The organism is Kribbella sp. NPDC048837, assembly GCF_055586945.1.
This window is the reverse complement of sequence record NZ_JBVJHF010000001.1, coordinates 380,406-398,530: the sequence shown is the minus strand read 5'-3', so window position 1 is coordinate 398,530 and position 18,125 is coordinate 380,406. Positions and strand designations below refer to the sequence as shown.

Annotated in this window: 14 protein-coding genes; 3 read left to right on the top strand and 11 right to left on the bottom strand. The window is 70.2% G+C overall.

Annotation, left to right across the window (positions count from 1 at the left end; genetic code table 11):
- Nucleotides 1-699: a MerR family transcriptional regulator gene (locus ACZ6O0_RS01960; protein WP_465762928.1), complete on the top strand. Its 699-nt coding sequence runs from the start codon at nt 1-3 to the stop codon at nt 697-699.
- On the opposite strand, the gene ACZ6O0_RS01955 is transcribed toward ACZ6O0_RS01960, so the two are convergent.
- The gene (locus tag ACZ6O0_RS01955; RefSeq protein WP_465762927.1) at nt 686-2,242 is read right to left on the bottom strand and encodes an adenylate/guanylate cyclase domain-containing protein; all 1,557 of its coding nucleotides are present in this window, start codon (nt 2,240-2,242) and stop codon (nt 686-688) included. The two genes, ACZ6O0_RS01960 and ACZ6O0_RS01955, sit on opposite strands and share 14 nt — an antisense overlap.
- A 154-nt stretch (nt 2,243-2,396) precedes the next feature.
- Between ACZ6O0_RS01955 and ACZ6O0_RS01950 the strand changes: the two genes are divergently transcribed.
- Entirely contained in the window at nt 2,397-4,163 is a 1,767-nt protein-coding gene (locus ACZ6O0_RS01950) for a M1 family metallopeptidase (protein ID WP_465762926.1), read from the top strand.
- Here ACZ6O0_RS01950 and ACZ6O0_RS01945 read toward each other — a convergent pair whose 3' ends face one another.
- Entirely contained in the window at nt 4,164-5,027 is an 864-nt protein-coding gene (locus ACZ6O0_RS01945; RefSeq protein ID WP_465762925.1) for a GNAT family N-acetyltransferase, read from the bottom strand.
- 90 nt (nt 5,028-5,117) lie between these two features.
- Here ACZ6O0_RS01945 and ACZ6O0_RS01940 point away from each other — a divergent pair, with 90 nt between their 5' ends.
- Nucleotides 5,118-5,810 (top strand): GntR family transcriptional regulator, encoded by a 693-nt coding sequence (locus ACZ6O0_RS01940; protein ID WP_465762924.1) that lies wholly within the window; start codon nt 5,118-5,120, stop codon nt 5,808-5,810.
- Here ACZ6O0_RS01940 and ACZ6O0_RS01935 read toward each other — a convergent pair.
- The 9 genes from ACZ6O0_RS01935 to ACZ6O0_RS01895 all read right to left on the bottom strand — a co-directional run bounded on the left by ACZ6O0_RS01935 (nt 5,807) and on the right by ACZ6O0_RS01895 (nt 18,055).
- On the bottom strand, nt 5,807-7,564 hold the full coding sequence (locus ACZ6O0_RS01935) for a gamma-glutamyltransferase family protein (RefSeq protein WP_465762923.1): 1,758 nt from the start codon (nt 7,562-7,564) through the stop codon (nt 5,807-5,809). The genes ACZ6O0_RS01940 and ACZ6O0_RS01935 overlap by 4 nt on opposite strands.
- Nucleotides 7,561-8,547, bottom strand: a complete 987-nt coding sequence (locus tag ACZ6O0_RS01930; protein WP_465762922.1) for an ABC transporter ATP-binding protein — start codon at nt 8,545-8,547, stop codon at nt 7,561-7,563. Before ACZ6O0_RS01930 ends, ACZ6O0_RS01935 begins: the two co-directional genes overlap by 4 nt.
- Complete coding sequence (locus ACZ6O0_RS01925; protein ID WP_465762921.1) at nt 8,547-9,539, bottom strand: ABC transporter ATP-binding protein; 993 nt, start codon at nt 9,537-9,539, stop codon at nt 8,547-8,549. Before ACZ6O0_RS01925 ends, ACZ6O0_RS01930 begins: the two co-directional genes overlap by 1 nt.
- The gene (locus tag ACZ6O0_RS01920) at nt 9,536-10,417 is read right to left on the bottom strand and encodes an ABC transporter permease (protein ID WP_465762920.1); all 882 of its coding nucleotides are present in this window, start codon (nt 10,415-10,417) and stop codon (nt 9,536-9,538) included. Before ACZ6O0_RS01920 ends, ACZ6O0_RS01925 begins: the two co-directional genes overlap by 4 nt.
- Complete coding sequence (locus tag ACZ6O0_RS01915; RefSeq protein WP_465762919.1) at nt 10,417-11,370, bottom strand: ABC transporter permease; 954 nt, start codon at nt 11,368-11,370, stop codon at nt 10,417-10,419. The genes ACZ6O0_RS01920 and ACZ6O0_RS01915 overlap by 1 nt, the downstream gene beginning before the upstream one ends.
- Nucleotides 11,367-13,058, bottom strand: a complete 1,692-nt coding sequence (locus ACZ6O0_RS01910) for an ABC transporter substrate-binding protein (protein WP_465762918.1) — start codon at nt 13,056-13,058, stop codon at nt 11,367-11,369. The genes ACZ6O0_RS01915 and ACZ6O0_RS01910 overlap by 4 nt, the downstream gene beginning before the upstream one ends.
- A 186-nt stretch (nt 13,059-13,244) precedes the next feature.
- The gene (locus ACZ6O0_RS01905) at nt 13,245-13,745 is read right to left on the bottom strand and encodes a GNAT family N-acetyltransferase (protein WP_465762917.1); all 501 of its coding nucleotides are present in this window, start codon (nt 13,743-13,745) and stop codon (nt 13,245-13,247) included.
- Nucleotides 13,746-13,872: 127 nt separating this feature from the next.
- Complete coding sequence (locus ACZ6O0_RS01900; protein ID WP_465762916.1) at nt 13,873-15,153, bottom strand: SWIM zinc finger family protein; 1,281 nt, start codon at nt 15,151-15,153, stop codon at nt 13,873-13,875.
- 34 nt (nt 15,154-15,187) lie between these two features.
- The gene (locus ACZ6O0_RS01895) at nt 15,188-18,055 is read right to left on the bottom strand and encodes a DEAD/DEAH box helicase (RefSeq protein ID WP_465762915.1); all 2,868 of its coding nucleotides are present in this window, start codon (nt 18,053-18,055) and stop codon (nt 15,188-15,190) included.
- Between the last annotated feature and the right edge of the window lie 70 nt (nt 18,056-18,125).

Here is an 18,125-nt window from a genome sequence, read left to right as displayed (position 1 = left end):
ATGGGACTACGGCCGGTCGACCTGGCGCGGCGAGCCGGGGTCTCGACCCAGTTGGTGCGGAACTACGAGGCGGCCGGGATCCTGCCGGCGGCGCCGCGGTCCGACACCGGGTATCGGCAGTACGGTCCTGAACATCTGTCGGCGCTGCTGACCTATCGGGCGTTGGCTCCGGGGTTCGGTGCGGACACCGCCACGGAGATCATGCGGGCCGTGCACGACGGGGATGAGGCACTGGCCTATCGGCTGGTGGATGCGGCGCATGCGGCGCTGCACGAGCAGCGACTGGCGACCGATGCGGCGAGTGAGGCGCTCGGTGCGATGGCCGCGGAGTACGTGGACGAGTCGCCGGTGAGCGGCCCGTCGTTGCTGGTGGGGGAGTTGGCGCACCGGTTGGGTGTCAGGACGTCGGCGCTGCGGGTCTGGGAGGCCGCGGGGTTGCTGGCGCCCACACGGGAGCCGGGGACGAAGTACCGGCGGTACGGTCCGGAGCAGGTGCGGGATGCGCGGGTCATTCACATGCTGCGGCAAGGGCGGTACTACTTCGAGCAGATCAAGCCGGTGCTCGACGGACTTCGCCGTACCGGAAGCACCGAGGCTCTGCGGAACGCGATCGCGGAACGGCGCGCCGCCCACGACCGCCAGACCAAGGCGATGCTGCACGGAGCGGCACTCCTGCACCAGTTGATCACTGAGGGATAGCGAGGTGGGTCGGCGCGGAGCGGCCGCGGACGGTGACCTGGTCGCTGGGTTGCCAGTTCCCGGCCTCGGCCGGCGCTGATTCGTTCACCGCGGTCATCGAGGCGATCAGCCGGCCGGGGACGGACTTGGCCAGCTCGCTGAGTCGGGCGGCTTCGTTCACCGGGTCGCCGATCACCGTGTACTCGTGCCGCCGTACGTCGCCGACCGTGCCGGCGACCACGATCCCGGCCGTCACGCCGATGCCGGCCGTTGCCTCCGGCAACTCCTCGGTCAGCCGCCGGGCCAGCTCGCGGCCCGCGCAGAGGGCGCTCCCCGCCGCGTCCGGCAGCTCAGCCGGCGCGCCGAAGATCGCCAGCGCCGCGTCGCCGGCGAACTTGTTCACGAACCCGTCCTGCCGGTCCACCTCGTCGACCACGATCTCGAAGAAGCGGTTCAGCAGCCGGACCACCTCGGCCGGAGGCCGATCCGCGGCCAGCTCGGTCGACCCGACCAGGTCGACGAACAGTACGGCGACGAACCGCTCCTCACCACCGAGCTGATCGCTGGAGAGTGCCTCCTGAACGACGCCAGGACCGACGTACCGCCCGAACACGTCCCGGATCCGCTCGCGCTCTCGCAGACCCTCCGCCATCCGGTTGAAGCCAGCCTGCAATGAGCCGAGCTCGGTGCCGTCGAAGACCGGGATGCTGACGTCGAGCTGCCCCTCACCGATCAGACTCAAGGCGGTGCGCACGGAGCGGACCGGTGCGACCACGGATTTCGCCGACAGCATGGTGAGCAGCCAGCCGTTGCCCAGTGCCACGATGCCCAGGGCAAGGATCACGACCGCGAGCCGGGTCGACGAAACGTCCTTCTCGATCAACGCGAGGATGGCGGCCAGCATCAGCCCGGCGACCGGCACCCCGGAACCGACCGCCCAGAAGAACACCGTCCGCGCCTTCAGGCCGGCCGCGAGCAGGCGGCGCGGCGGCGGTGAGTCGACCAGCGCGCGCGCCGCGACCGGCCGGAGCGCGAACTCGGTCAGCAGGTAGGACACCGCGCACGTGATGATCATGCCGTCGAAGACCGTGACCGCGATGCGTAGCGCGTTCTCCGGCTGGAGCACCAGCGTCATCACCGTGAAGATGACCACGGCCCCGAGCCAGAGCAGCACCTCGATCAGCGTCAGGCGCAGTGGAAGCTGGAGGGTGGCGATCTGCTCCTCGCGAGTGGCCGGGCGCTCCTGCTCCACCCACCGGGTCACCCGCCGGGTCAGCCGCGTGCTCAAGATGCAGCCGATCGCCACCGCGAGGACGAAGTACAGCGGGATGGCGATCGCCTCGAAGAGCTTGAGGTGATCGAGCAGGGGAGGCCCGGGCAGCACGAAGACGGCGAGCACGAACACGACCAGCGCACCGATCAGGTTGGTCCCGATCGAGAAGGTCGTCATCAGGACCTGCAGCCGGAAGCGCAGCAGCCGCGTGCTCTGGTCGGCCGGCCCGAGCAGCCAGGAACCGAACGGCCGCCGCTTGAGCACCAGCTCGGGACTTCCCTGCGACATCATGGTCACAGTCTGCTAGCAGCCACCCCGGTTTCCGCAATCGGCGTCAGGATCAAACCAGGGTTTTGGCACCATGGTGCGGCTGGCTCAGAATGGCCGCCTGTTCGGGCTGTGGCGTGGGTACTGTTCCCCGGACACCTGACTCGGGGAGTTATCCGTGACGCACGATCGCCACTCCTACGCCGAACCTGCCCTGGTTCGGACCACCCACCTCGAACTCGACGTCGAGCTGGACTTCAGCGCGAAGGTGCTGGCCGGTACTGCCACCCACACACTCGCCTGGTCGGGTTCCGGTGACCGGCTCGTCCTCGACACCCGCGACCTGACCGTCATCACGGTCGAAGGCGCGACGGCCGACGGCTGGGAGCCGCTGGAGTACAGCCTGGCGGTGCCGGACCAGGAGCTCGGCTCGGCGCTGACGATCCGCACGGCTCTGCACGAGCGGGTGCGGGTCAGCTACCGGACGGCCCCGACCGCGACCGGTCTGCAGTGGCTCGAGCCCTCGATGACGTCGGGCGGCGTGATGCCGTTCATGTTCAGCCAGTCGCAGGCGATCCACGCCCGCAGCTGGGTGCCGGTGCAGGACACTCCGGGCGTGCGGTTCAGCTACTCCGCGCACGTCACCGCTCCGCCGGAGCTGATGGTCCTGATGAGCGCCGACAACGGTACGACGTCGCGCCGGACCGGCTCGTACGACGTGGTGATGCCCGAGCCGATCCCGTCGTACCTGCTGGCCATCGCCGCGGGCGACCTGGTGTTCGAGCCGATCGGTGAGCGGTCCGGGGTGTGGGCCGAGCCGGAGATGACGCGGCGGGCGGCGACCGAGTTCGCCGACACCGAGCAGATGATGCGGGTCACCGAGGAGCTCTTCGGTCCGTACCGCTGGGGCCGCTACGACCTGCTCGTGCTGCCGCCGTCCTTCCCGTACGGCGGGATGGAGAACCCCCGGATGACGTTCGCGACGCCGACCGTGGTGATCGGGGACAAGTCGCTGGTCAGCGTCGTCGCGCACGAGCTGGCGCACAGCTGGTCGGGCAACCTGGTCACGCAGGACAGCTGGGACGACATCTGGCTGAACGAGGGCTTCACGTCGTACGTCGAGAACCGGATCGTCGAGGCGGTCTACGGCACCGAGTTCGCGGTGATGGAGACCGCGATCAAGCAGCACGCGACGGTCGTGAAGCTGGACCCGCTGACACCGGCCGAGCTGGCGGTCGAGCTGCCGGGGCTGAACCACCGGTCCGAGTACCACGGGACGACGTCGACCGGGCCGCTGAAGGGGTCGTGGTTCCTGTCCTGGCTGGAGGAGCGGTTCTCGCGCGAGGTGTTCGACCCGTTCCTCCGCGGGTACTTCGACCGGTTCGCGTTCCGCAGCATCACCACCGACGACTTCGTCGAGCACCTCCGGGAGCACCTGCTCGATCCGCACCCGAGCGTGGTGACGGACGCCGAGCTGGCCGCCTGGCTGGACGAGCCCGGGATCCCGTCGTTCGCCCGCCGAGCGGTGTCGGAGCGCTTCCAGGTGGTCGACAGCGCCCGGAGCCGGTGGCTGACGACCGGTGAGCTTCCGGCCGGTGCCGAGGAGTGGACCACGCAGGAGTGGCTGCGGTTCCTGGACGCGGCCCCCGACGTACTCAGCCCGCTCCTGCTGCAGCAGCTCGACCGGGCCTTCGGCCTGACCGGTACGGCGAACGGCGAGATCGCCCGGCGCTGGTACCAGGTCGTCGCCGCCAGCAGCTACGAGGCGGCGTACGCCGAGCTCGCCGAGTTCCTCACCAACGTCGGCCGGATGAAGCTGGTCCTGCCCGTCTACCAGGCGCTCGCCGGCACCGACCGGGCCTTCGCCGCCGAGGTCTTCGCCAAGGCCCGGCCCGGCTACCACCCGATCACCACCGCAGCGGTCCAGAAGATCCTCGGGCAGTAGCTAGAGCTCCAGGGTGCGGCGGTGGACCGTCTCGGCGGGCGTGTAGCCGAGGCGGGCGTTGACGCGGCGCATCGGGGTGTTGGTGCTGACGGTGTCGGTGAGCAGACCTGACAGGTCGGGGAAATCGCGCCGGGCCTGGCGGATCTGCTCGGCCTTCATCCACAAAGCCAGGCCGTGGCCCCGGTGGTCCTGGAGTACGGCGGTGCCGTAGTGCTGGGCGTCGCCCTTGCCGTCACCGGGTACGACGAGTTCGGTGAAGCCCACGATCGTGCCGGTGGCGTCCTCGACGGCTGCCACCGTGGTGAGGTGCTCGCCGCGCTGCTCGATCACCTCGGCGGCGTACCGGGTCCGCGCCACGTCCCACGGGTCGTCGCCGTACTCGATGTCGCCGGACGGCGCGTCGTTCATACCTGTCCGCGCGTCGGTGAACGTCTCCGCCAGCTCATCGGGGACGACGCCTCGCCAGGAGGTCAGGTGGTAGCCGGGCACGTCCGGGACGACGGGATCGACGTCTGACAACTGGCGTCGCGCGTAGATCAGCGTGAGGCCGATGGCGAAGCCGTGGTGCTGGAGGAACCGGTCAGCGGGGGAGCCGGCCGTCGCGTCCGCGAGCAGCGTCCGGATCTCGTGCTCGCGGGCGGCCTCGACGACCGCATCGAGCAACCGGGAGCCGACACCACGGCGGCGCTCGGCCGGGTGGACGTTCAGCTGGAGCTCGGCCAGCTGCGACAGCGTCTCCCGGCTGTTGAGCCGGAGGAAGGCGGATCCGACCGGGTTGCCGTCGGCGTCCGCGGCGAGCCAGGCGATCCGGCGGCTGAACGGCCGGTAGTCGGGATCCGCCAGGGGAGTCAGTCTGATGCTCAAGTCGTCAACATAACGCTCGCCGGGATCACGTGCCGAGGCTCGGCACATCGGCTACCGTGGCGCGAAGCCGAACGGGGAGAGGAGCAAGGGGTGGAGCAGCCGGGTGGGGGTGTGGGTGACGACGTCGTGCGTACGATCGGTGCCGACCATGTGGCGCTACGCGAGCAAGTACTCGCGGAGTTGCGCCGGCGGATCGTGGACGGCGAGTACGCGCAAGGTGAACGGCTGACCGAGACCCGGCTCGCGGACGACTTCGGGGTGTCGCGCAATCCGGTGCGGGAGGCGTTGCGCGTGGTGGCGGCCGAGGGCTTCGTCCACATCCTGCCGCGCCGGGGCGCCGTGGTGGCGACCCTCGACGAGACCGCGGTGCGCGACCTGTTCGCCGTCCGGGAGCAGTTGGAGACGCTGGCGGGCGGACTCGCGGCCGAGCGGGCGACAACGGCCGACGTGGCGCGGTTGCGCCGGCTGCTCGACGAGGCCAGCGCGGCGACCGATGCGAAGGACTTCGACCAGGTCGCCGAGCTGAACAGCGCCTTCCACCGCGCGGTGATCGAGGTCAGCGGCAACCGCTGGCTGCTGTCGATCTCGGCCGCGATGTACCACCACGTCCACTGGGTCTTCCGCGTCGGCGCCGCCCAGCGCGCCCCGCACTCGTGGGAGGAACACATCCGCCTGGTCGACACGATCGAGTCCGGCGACTCGGCGGCGGCCACCATCGCGGCACGCGATCACGTGGCAGCCGCCGCCAAGGCCGCGATGAGCAGCCGGCCCGAAAGCGCTTAGCGACCGACGGCGTACCCCTGCATGCCGCGGGGGTTGGCCGCCGCGGCCAGCACGCCGTCCGCCTCCTTGCGGACGGCGCACAACCGGCCGAGGCTCCACGGATCGCCTTCGGTGACGACGTGCCCGCGGCGTGCGAGTTCATCGCGTACGGCGGCGCTGACGCGGCTCTCGATCACCAGACCGCCCGGCTCCGTGGTGCGCGGGTAGAACGACGACGGGAAGCCGGTCGTGTGCCAGGCCGGCGCGTCGATCGCCTCCTGCAAGTCCATCCCACTGCCCAGATGCCGCAGCAGGAAGAGCAGCTGCCACTGGTCCTGCTGGTCGCCACCCGGCGATCCACAGGCCATCACCGGCTGTCCGTCCCGCAGGACCAAGGTCGGCGTGAGCGTCGTCCGCGGACGCTTGCCCGGCGCCAGCGAAGCCGGCAGCCCTTCCTCGAGCCAGAACATCTGCGCCCGGCTCCCGAGGCAGAACCCGAGCTCCGGGATGGTCGGCGACGACTGCAGCCAGCCGCCGCTCGGCGTGGCGGAGATGATGTTGCCCCAGCGGTCGATCACGTCGACGTGACAGGTGTCGCCGCGGGTGACCCCACCGGACGAGACGGTCGGCTCACCGGTGGTCGCGTCGCCGAGATCGTTGCCCACAGCAATCGACGGCAGGACGGGCCGGCGGCCGTCCGGGCTACCCGGTCGCAATTCCAGGCTCGCGTCCGGGCCGATCAGCTTGGCCCGCTCGGCGGCGTACGCGGGGGAGAGCAGCGTCTTCAGCGGGACGTCGGCGCCGTCGCCGTACCAGGCCTCGCGGTCGGCGTACGACAGCTTCATCACCTCGACCGTCGTGTGCACACCCTCGGCGCTGTCCAGGTCGACGTCGCCCAGCTCGGTCAGTACGGCGAGCGACTGCAGCAACCCCGGTCCCTGGCCCCACGGCCCGGTCTTGGCGACGGTGTACCCGTTCCAGTCGACCGTCGCCGGCTCCTCCCAGCTCGCCTGGAAGGCGGCCATGTCGTCGCCGGTGATCAGGCCGCCGTGGTCCTCGCCGCTGGAGTCGCGGTGCGGCAGCCGGGAGAACTTGTCGACCGCCTCCGCGACGAACCCCTCCCGCCAGGTCTTCCGCGCCCGCTCGACCTGCGCCTGCCGGTCAGCGCCGGCCGCCTCGCCCTCGGTCACGAGCTTCTCGAGCGTCGCGGCGTACGCCTCGTTGCGGAACCTGCCCGTCGCCGGGCGACCGTCCCGCAACCACAGCGCGGCAGACGTCGGCCAGTGCTCCTCGAACAGCTCCTGCACCGTGCTGACCGTGTCACCGACGCGCGGCACCAAGGGGTGACCGTTGCGTGCGTACTCGATAGCCAGCTCCAGTACGACGCGCAGCGACAGCGTGCCGTGGTCACGCAGCAGGAGCAGCCATGCGTCGACCGCTCCCGGCACGGTGGCCGCGAGCGGTCCGGAGCCGGGTACGAGCGTCAGACCGAGCGAACGGTAGTGCTCGATCGTCGCTCCGGCCGGTGCGACGCCCTGACCGGACAGCACGCGCGGTGTGGGGTCGTCCGCGGTGGCGACGATCGCCGGGACCTCACCGCCGGGTCCGTTGAGATGCGGTTCCACAACGTGCAGCACGAATCCGGCCGCGACGGCCGCGTCGAACGCGTTGCCGCCCAGCTCGAGGATCCGCATCGCCGACTGGGATGCCAGCCAGTGCGTGGACGAGACCATCCCGAACGTGCCGCGCAGCGTGGGCCGGGTGGTGAAGGTCATCGGGTTGCTCCTTCGGGAACTGTGCGTACGTCGGGTCCGGTGCCGTCGTCGTTGACGAGGTGGCAGGCCACCTGGTGTCCACCCTCTCCGATCACCCGCGACTCCGGCACGACTGTCCGGCATGTGTCGATGGCGACCGGGCACCTGGTGTGGAAGCGGCACCCGGGCGGCGGGTCGATGGCGGAGGGGAGATCGTCACCGAGCAGAACGGGCTTCCGCGCCCGCTGCTCGGCAGGGTCGGGTACGGGCGCCGCCGACAGCAGCGCCTGGGTGTAGGGGTGCGCTGGCGCGCCGAAGATGCGGGACCGCGGTCCTTGCTCGACCAACTGGCCCAGATACATCACCGCGACCTCGTCGGCGAGGTACTCCACGGCGGAGAGGTCGTGGGTGATGAACAGGCAGGCGAAGCCGAGATCTCGCTGGAGGTCCGCGAGCAGGTTGAGCACAGCTGCCTGCACCGACACATCCAGTGCGCTGGTCGGCTCGTCTGCCACGAGGAGGCGCGGTTCAGAGATCAGTGCGCGGGCGATGCTCACTCGCTGACGCTGACCGCCGGACAGCTCGTGCGGCGACCGCTGTGCGACCTCCGGCCGGAGTCCGACCCGGCGTAGCGACTCCGCAACCTTGGTGGAGATGTCTTTGCGGCGCATCAGCCGGAGTGGCTCGCCGACGATGTCTCCGACCGACAGCCGCGGGTCGAGTGAGCCGGCCGGGTCCTGGAACACGATGGACACGTCTCGCCGGTGCGGCCGGAGCTGGCGGCGGTTGAGGTGCGTGATGTCGGCATCCGCGAGTCTGACGGTCCCACCGCTCGGTTCGAGCAGCCTGACGATGCACCGGCCGACAGTGGACTTGCCGGAGCCGCTCTCGCCGACCAGTGCGACGACCGAGCCTTGCCGGATCCGCAGCGTCACACCATCGACGGCCCGAACCGGTCCGAAGTGCATGACGAGGTCTTCGACCTCCAGGGCGTGGGTGTCCATCACACCTCCACTGGTTCTCGGACCGGGTTCCAGCAAGCGACCCGGTGCGGACCACCCGTCAGTTCCGGCTGGGACGTCGTACAGGTGTCGACCGCTCTGCGGCAGCGGTCGGCGAAGGTACAGGCGTCGGGCTGCGCCGTCAGCACCGGGACGAGACCGGGGATCTCGTTCAGTCGATGAGTCTCGGCATGGCGGCCGGCCGCCGGTGATGCGCCGAGGAGGCCGGCTGTATAGGGGTGTTGCGGGTTGGCGAACAGTTGGTGGACGTCGGCGGTTTCGACCACGCGACCGGCGTACATGACCGCGACCCGGTCGGCGAGGTCCGCGACCACTCCGAGGTCGTGGGTGATCAGGACGATGCTCGTCCCGAGACGCTCGCGCAGCCCACGCAGTACGTCGAGGATGCCGGCCTGGATCGTGACGTCGAGGGCCGTGGTCGGCTCGTCGGCGATCAGGACCTTGGGGTCGCAGGCCACGGCCATCGCGATCATCACGCGCTGGCGCATGCCGCCGGAGAGCTGGTGCGGGTAGTCGCCGATCCGGCGCTCGGCGGACGGGATGCCGACCAGCTTGAGCAGCTCGATCGACCGGTCGCGGGCGGCCTGGCGGCCGAGGCCGACGTGGGTGCGGAGCACCTCGCCGATCTGGTGGCCGACCGTGAAGACCGGGTTCAGCGACGTCATCGGCTCCTGGAAGATGTACGCGACCTCGCGGCCGCGGATCGACCGCAGCGTGCGCTTGTCCGCGCCGATCAGTTCGGTGCCGTCGAGCGACACCGAACCCTCGACGGTCGCGGTCCGGGGGAGCAGGCCGGCCAGGCTCATCGCGGTGACGCTCTTGCCGCAGCCGGACTCGCCGACGACCGCGAGCACCTCGCCGTCGCCGACGTCCAGGCTGACCCGGTCGACGGCCGACAGCGGGCCGTCCTCGGTCCGGAAGGTGACGGACAGATCCTTGACCTCCAGGACTGGCCTCTTCGTTGACACAGTCATCGGCGGCTCGCTTTCGGGTCGAGCGCGTCGCGGAGACTGTCGCCGACGATGTTGAAGGCCAGGGTCAGCAGCATGATCGCCACGCCGGGCATCACCGCGGCCCACGGCGCCCGCGACGCGAACTGCTGGGCGTCGGACAGCATCGTGCCCAGGCTGGGCGCGGGCGGCTGGATGCCGAGCCCGAGGAACGACAGCACCGCCTCGCCGAGGATCGCCGCCGGGATCGCGACGGTCGCCTGGACGATGATCACCGAGGCCGCGTTCGGCAGGATGTGCCGGCCCAGCACCCAGGCGTCCCCGGCACCCTCCACGATCGCGGCCGAGACGAAGTCGAGCGACTTCAGCCGCAGCGTCTCGGACCGCACGATCCGGATCACGCCCGGGATCTGCGCGATGCCGATCGCGATCGCCGCGTTGCCGAGGCTCGCGCCGCGGATCGCCGCCAGCCCGACCGCGAGGATCAGGAACGGGAACGCGAGGACGAGGTCGGTGAAGCGGGAGATGAGTGCGTCGATCGCCCGGAAGTACCCGGCCATCAGGCCGAGCGGTACGCCGATGACCAGCGAGGTCGCGACCGCGAGCAGGCCGACGTGGAGCGAGGCGCGAAGCCCGTACATGATCCGGGTGAGGACGTCACGCCCGAGGTCGTCGGTGCCGAGCAGGTGGCCGGCGGTGCCCGGCGGTGCGAACGCCTGGTCGAGATGCGTCTGCGTCGGGTCGTGCGGTGCGAGCCACGGGGCGAACACCGCGAGGATCACGGCGATGCCGAGGACGACGAGGCCGGTGATCGCGAGCGGATTGCGGAGGATCCGGCGTACCACCTTGCTGCGATTGCTGCGCAGCGGTGTGCCGGCGGTGACAGCTTCGGCTACGGCCATCAGGCATCACCTCGGACGCGGATCCGCGGATCGATGACGGAGTACAGCAGGTCGACGAGCAGGTTGATGACGATGTACGCCGTCGCCGTGACGAGGACGACGGCCTGGATCACCGGGTAGTCGCGCTGGAAGACGGCGTCGACGGTGAGTTTGCCGAAGCCGGGGAGCGCGAAGATCCGCTCGGTCACGACCGCACCGGAGATCAGCGCGCCCAGTTGGAGGCCGACGATCGTGACGACCACGATCAGGCTGTTGCGCAGCGCGTGCCGGCCGATCACCTCGCGGGGCGGGAGGCCTTTGGCTTCCGCCGTACGGATGTAGTCGGCGCTCAGGGCGTCGAGCATCGAGGATCTGGTCTGGCGCATGATCACCGCGGCCAGGCCGGTGCCGAGGATGAGCGCGGGCAGGATCAGGTGGTGCAGGTTCGCCACCGGGTCGGTGAAGAACGGCACGAAGCCGGACGCCGGGAAGAGGCCGAGGGCAACGGACAGGTAGAGGATCGCCATCAGCCCGAGCCAGAAGTTCGGCACCGAGAGCCCGAGCAGGGCGAGCGCGTTGGCGGCCCACTCGGCCGGGCGTCCACGTCGTACGGCGGCGACGATGCCGGCGCCGACCCCGATGACGCTCGCCACCAGGATCGCCAGCACCGACAACTCGATCGTCACCGGCAACGCGCTCACGATCATCGTCCGGACCGGCTCACCGGTCCGGATCGACTGCCCGAGGTCTCCCCGCGCCGCGTGGCTGACGAACTGCCAGAACTGCACGAGCCACGACTGGTCCAGCCCGTACTGCTGCCGGATCGCGCGGAGAGACTCCGGATCGCGGTCCTCGCCGGCCAGCGCGAGCGCCGGGTCACCGGGCAGGGCGCGGACGCCGGCGAACACCACGATCGTCGCCAGCACCAACGTGACGACCGACTGCCACAACCGATTGAGGAGATACCCCCTCACTTGGCGAATCCTGCGAAGGCCGTCCTGATCACGCCGTCCGGGTAGACCTGGATGCCGAGCAGTTTCTTGGAGACGCCGGTGAGGTTGCGTTGGCGGTACATGTAGATCAGCGGGTCGTCCTGCTGGAGCTTCGTGACGACGTCGCCGTACAGCTTGATCCGCCGGGCCTTGTCGGTGGACTGGCGGGCGTCGGTCATCAGCTTGTCGACGTCGGGGTTGCTGTAGCCGGCCACGTTCTGGCTGCCGGTGGTGCCGACGAAGTTGTAGATGTTCGCGTCCGGGTCGACCCGGCCGGACCATCCCAGCTGCAGGAGCTCGAAGTCACCACGGTCCTGCTGGTCCAGCAGCGACGCGTACTCGACCGGCTTGATCACCAGGTCGAACCCACCGTCCTTGACCATCGCCTGCAGCGCCTGCGCGAGCCGCAGGCTGTCGGGGTTGTTCGAGGTGATCATCGTGACCTTGTACGGCGTACTCACGCCGGCGTCGGCCAGCAGCTGCTTCGCCTTCGCGGGGTCGTGCGGCGGGCAGACCTGCGCGGCGTCGGAGGTGAACTCGCTCTTCGGCGAGATCGGCGAGCAGGCGACCGTGTTCAGTCCGTTGAAGATCGACTTCACCAGCGCCTCGCGGTCGATCGACAGGGCGAGCGCCTGGCGGACCCGCGGGTCCTTCGCGATCGGGGTGTCCAGCTGCTTGAGCGGATTGCCGATCCCGTTCGCGTTGGCGATGTTGATGGTCAGTCCCTGGTACCCGAGCGACTGCGACTGCAGCACGGTCACGCTGCTGTCCTTCTGCAGCGTGGGCGCGTCCTGCGTCGAGAGTGAGTCGGCGACCTGCGCGTCACCCGACTTCAGGTTGGCCGAGCGGATGCTCGAGTCGGTGATGATCCGGTACTCGATCGCGTCCAGGTGCACCTTGGCGGCGTCGTAGTACAGCGGGTCCTTGACCACCTTGATCGAGTTCTGGGCGACCCGGCTGGCGAACTTGAACGGGCCGACGCAGACCGGCGCGGTGGAGAAGTTCGCGCCGAGCTTGGCCACCGCGGCCGGGCTGAGCACCATGCCGGCCCGGTCGGCCAGCGCCGCGGTGAGCGGGGCGAACGGCTTCGACAGCTTGATCACGACGGTGTTCGGGTCCGGGGTCTCGATCGAGGTGATCGGGCCGAGCTCGCTCTTGCGGCCGGAGCCGGCCAGCGTCAGGCCGCGGTTGATCGAGATCTTCACCGCGTTCGAGTCGAGCGTGCCGCCGTCGGCGAACTTCACGCCCTGCTTGAGCGGGATGGTCAGGCTGAGGCCGTCGGCCGAGATGGTCGGCAGCGCGGTCGCGAGCTGCGGCACGATCTTCGCGTCCGGGCCGAGGTCGTAGAGCTTCTCGCACATCGTGTGGAAGACGTAGCGCGAGTACAGGCTGCGCGACAGCGTCGGGTCGAGCTTGTCCGGGTCGGCGGACAGGGCGACCGTGAGCGTGCCGCCCTGCTTGACCTGCGCCGCGTCGGCCGGCTCGCCGAACACGTCCTGCCCGGACGCCGACTGGGTCGCACCACCGCTGTCGCTGCCGGCCGGTTCGACGGGGGAGCAGGCGGTTCCGGCGAGGGCCAGCACGATCACCCCCGCGACGGTTGCGGTCACCGTGCGGCGGCGGTGGCTCCAACTGGAGCGGTTCAGTGCGAACGAAGGTCGACGAGTCATCGTGGGCTCCTGAGTAGGCGGTCCCGATGACTGTTTCATGTATACAAGGGACCTGCGCAAGTGATTCGGCGAGTTTGGCTGAACCTTTTACGATCTCCCGCCGTACTCCGGGTGGAACGTTCAACACCCGACGGCCGCCCGGGCCGCCGGACGCTGCAGCACGGCCTCCGGCGGCGCGGGTGTCGGTCAGGCGGTGACCGGGTAGGTCAGATCCCCGGCCGGTACGGCGAGACCGTCGAGCGCGAGCGCCATCAGGTTCGGGCCGTCGTACTCCGGATGATGCACGCCGAACCCGGTCGCCTGCCGGAACCCGAAGCGCGGGTAGTACTCGGCGTGCCCGAGCACCACCACGCTCTGCTCACCACGATCACGCGCTGTGGCGAGTGCGGCGATGACGGCCGCGCTGCCGGCACCTTGCTTCTGGTACGCCGGGAGCACGGCGACCGGTCCGAGCGAGAGGACCGGGGTGTCGCCGATGTGACACCGGGTGAGGAGCGCGTAGGCGACGGGCCGATCGTCGGGGGTGGTCGCGACGATCATGAGCCCGGGGAGCCAGGCGATCGGGTCGGCGCGGTGGGCGTCGAGGAAGTCGACCTCGAACTGCCGGCCGAAGGCATCGCGAGTGATGTCACGGAGGGTGTCGACGTCGGCCGGAGTCTCGACGCGGGTGTTCCAGGTGATGGACAACGGAATCCCTTTCGGGCAAGGGGGAGCTGCGTCAGGCAGGTCCCACGGTGAGTTGGACGATCGGGCATGCCAAGACACCGGTCGGCGCAATCATCAACTCACCTCCTTCTCCGAAGTCTTCGTCACCTTAGTGGGCTGTCGCCGGCGGCGCACGGGATTTACCAGTCGGTGGCCAGGGCGGCGAGTGGGTCCGTCGTGGCCGGTGCTGACGGGGTCCAGGTGCCGTCGACCTGGCGGTAGGGATGCCAGCGGCCGAGGTGGTCCAGCCGGAGCTGGAGGTCGTTGCCGACCGTGAGCTGGTTGCCGGTGGTGCTGATCGCGAGGTCGTCGTCGGCCGCTCGGAGCGGGCTCGGGCGAGGTCGGCTGGGTCGGGCGTCCAGGTGTGCTCGAGGACGTCGAGGCCGGGGGCGCCGCCGTACCGCCAGGCTTGGATGCCGAGGGCAAGATCTTGTCCGGTCGCCTCGGCCAACGGTGTGGTGAGCTCGGGGAAGTCCGCCGCGAGGCGCACCGCGTCCGCCCATTCGTCGAGTGGTTGCGGCTCCGTTGTGCCGTGGAGCAGGGCGCTGAGGAGTGCACGGGCTCGGCGGGAGGCGTCGAGGACGAGCAGCGGGAGGGTCGCCGGGGCGAACCCGTGCGGCGGCTCGATCCCGCTCACGGCCAGGTCGTCGACGGTGCTCTTCGGCGGCAGATCTGGCACCGGCGGCAAGGCGCGCACCGAGGCTTCGAGCACGTCGCCGAGCGAGACCCCCGGAGCGTCGGCCGGTGACCTACCCAGACCGTCGGCAGGTGAGTCACCTCGCACGTCCGCCGGTGAGCGCCCCGGTCCGTCGGCGCGTGTTGTCGTCGCGGACCGGGTTCGGGCTTGGAGTTGGTCCAGGAGGTCTTCGCGGGAGCGGCCGCGGAGCAGGAGGAGGATGAACGGGTCGTCGTCGAGCAGCCAGGCGACCTGGTAGCAGAGCGCGGCCGCGTGCTGGCAGGGCAGCTCCCAGCCGTCGCAGGTGCAGCTCGGGTCGAGATCTCCGATGCCGGGCAGGAGAGGTACGCCGGCATCCGCGGCGGCCTCGACCAGGTCATGCGGCATGTCACCGTCGAGCAATGCGGCGATGTGCCCGGCCCGTGCGGCGACCTGATCGAGGAACCGGCTCCACGCGTCCTCGGTCAGCTCGTCCACGTGGACGACGGCCTCGTACGTGTCGTCGGGTGAGTAGACCATCGCCGCGATCCGCCCCGCGCTGATCGTGATCGCGCCGACCTGCCCGGAGTTGGCATACCGCCGCCCCTTCCGAAGCTGATCCGCATCCAGCGAGGTGTCCTCGAGCGCCTGTACCCAAGCCTGAGCCCACCACGACCGCCCCCGAGTGCTCCGCCGCTGCGCCCCAAAAGCCACAAACCCCCGCGCTTCCGTCATCGGAGACCTCCTCGCGCAGCCACGCGACCCCGGCTCATCGGAGACCTCCGCGGAGTTGGACCAGGTCGGCTAGTTCTGTGTCGGAGAGTTCGATGAGGGCTGCCTCGCCGCCGGAGAGGACTGCTTCGGCGAGCTCGCGTTTGCTGCTGAGCATCGCCGCAATCCGGTCCTCGATGGTGCCTTCGGCGATCAAGCGGTGGACCTGCACCGGCCGCGTCTGACCGATCCGGTACGCACGGTCCGTCGCCTGGTCCTCGACCGCCGGATTCCACCACCGGTCGTAGTGCACGACGTGATCGGCCCGCGTGAGGTTCAGCCCGGTCCCCGCCGCCTTCAACGACAACAGGAACACCGGCGCCTCCCCGGCCTGGAAACGCTCGACCATCTCCTCGCGCCGCCGTACGGGCGTCCCGCCGTGCAGGAGCTGGGTCCCGATCCCGCGCTCGGCCAGATGACGTTCGAGCAGCCGCGCCATCGCGACGTACTGCGTGAAGACGAGCACGCTACCGTCCTCGGCGACGATCGTCTCGAGGAGTTCGTCGAGCAGCTCGAGCTTGCCGGATCGGCCGGTCAAGCGCGCGTCCTCGCCCTCCTTCAGGTACTGCGCCGGGTGGTTGCAGATCTGCTTCAGCCCGGTCAGCAGCTTGACGATCGCGCCGCGTCGCGCCATCCGGTCGCTCGCCTGCACCTCCGCCATCAGCTCGCGGACGGTCGCCTCGTACAGCACGACCTGCTCACGAGTGAGCGACACCGGCTGATCCGTCTCGGTCTTCGGCGGCAGCTCCGGCGCGATCCCGGGATCGGACTTGCGCCGGCGGAGCAGGAACGGCCGGACCAGCTTCGCCAACCGCTGCGCGACCTCGTCGTCCTTGTCCGCCTCGATCGGCGTCGCCCACTGTGTCCGGAACGTGCCCAATCGTCCGAGCAGCCCCGGCGTCGTCCAGTCGAGGATCGCCCACAACTCCGACAGGTTGTTCTCCACCGGGGTGCCGGTCAGTGCCACCCGCGCCGGCGACGGGACGGTCCGCAGCGCCTTCGCCGTACCCGACGAGGGATTCTTCACGTGCTGCGCCTCATCCGCGACGACCAGCGCCCACCGATGCTCAGCCAGCCGTACGGCGTCCCGCCGCAAGGTCCCGTACGTCGTCAGCACGAAACCCTCCCGCGCATCGTCGAGCGACCGCGACGAACCGTGGAAGCGCCGGACCGGCGTACCCGGAGCGAACCGCTGGACCTCACGCTCCCAGTTGCCGAGCAGCGATGCCGGGCAGACGACGAGAGTGGGGCCGGCGGTGTCGTCCGACTGTTGTCGATGGAGGTGGAGGGAGATGAGCGTGATCGTCTTGCCGAGGCCCATGTCGTCGGCGAGGCAGCCGCCGAGGCCGAGGGAGGTCATCCGGGCGAGCCAGCGCAGTCCGCGCAGCTGGTAGTCGCGCAAGGTGGCCTGGAGTCCGGCCGGCGCGTCGATCGGCTCGTCGGCGCGCTCCGGATCGGCGATCCGGGCGCGCAGGTCGTCGAGCCACGCGGTCGGGGTGACGGTGATCTGGTGGCCGTCGATCTCCGTACTGCCGGTGAGCGCGGCACCGAGGGCGTCGATCGCGGTGACCGGTTTGAGGATGCGTTCCCGGGCTTTGCGGGCCAGGTCGGGCTCGATCAGCATCCACTGGTCGCGCAGCCGGACCACCGGGCGGGTCGCCTCGGCCAGCCGGTCCAGCTCCGCTTCGGTGAGTGGCTCGCTGTCGGGATCGTTGCCGAGCGCAACCTGCCAGCTGAAGTCGAGGGTCGCGCCGCCGCTGAAGAATCCGGGCAGGTTGCTCGGCGGTCCGTTCTTCGACGTGATCGCCGCTCGCGCGGTGAGCGCCCGCCCGAGGCTGCGCGGCCAGTGCAGGTCCACGCCGGCCGACGCCAAGCGCTGCGCGGACCCGGCCAGCAACTCGCCGACCTCCTCGTCGGCCAGCTCCATCCGATCCGGTACGGCGGAATCCAGCAGCCGGCCGAGTGGGTTCCACACGCGGGCCGCTCGGCGGATCGCGAGCGTGGTGTCGATCCGGGCCCGCGGTCCGAAGCCGGGGACGTCTTCGGCCCAGACGTCGTACGCGTCACGCACGAGGGTCGGATCCTTCAAGCTGTGCAGCTGCACGACCGCGCTGAAGGCGAGCGAGTCGGCCATCTCGATCCGCAAGGAGATCCGCACCCCGGTGTCGAGCCCGACCGACACCTCATCCGCCCACGACCGAAGACGTTCAGCCCGCTGCGGCGCGGCACCCGCGAACACCCCGGTCCGGTGCGCCTTCGCAGCCGCCGGCGACCTGGGCATGCCATCCGCCACGGCATCCAGAAACCCCCGCAACAAATCTTCCGCCACCGGCAGCCGCACAGCCGTCGGAGCTGGAGTGGCGGAGCCTCCGGCCTCGACAGGGGTGCCGGTGCTGTCGGGGGAGCCGGCGGTGGGACGGACGGATGCGTCGGGCGGGAGGGGGAGGGCTCGGGCCGACGGCGGCATGGCCTCGGCGAGTTCGAGGATTCGGGTGATGTCGGTGGGGTCGAGGGGGCCGACTCGCCAGGCGTCGTGGCCGGTGGGGGAGAGGCCGGGGAGGAGCTTGCCTCGGGCAACCAGCTGGAGGGCGATCAGGGCGGCGCCGCCCCAGAAGGCGGCGGACGGGTGGGCGGCGGCTGCCTGGCGGGCGCGGCCGAGGATGGGGACGGCCTGGCCGATCGGGAGCTCGATGGCGCGGACCGAGCGCGGTGACGCGTCGACGACCAGGTCGAGCTCGGTCTGCTCACCGACGCCGAGGGGGAGTGGCCCACCCTCGGGATCCCAGAACGCGACCCGGCCCTCCCGTGGTGGATCCGCCGGCTTGAACACCACCGCACACCCGGCCAACTCCTGCCCCGTACCCACCAACCCAACGCCCTCCTACTCAACCAACATCAGGGGATCTCCCCAGGACCTCGTGCCTTCTCCCTTGGTC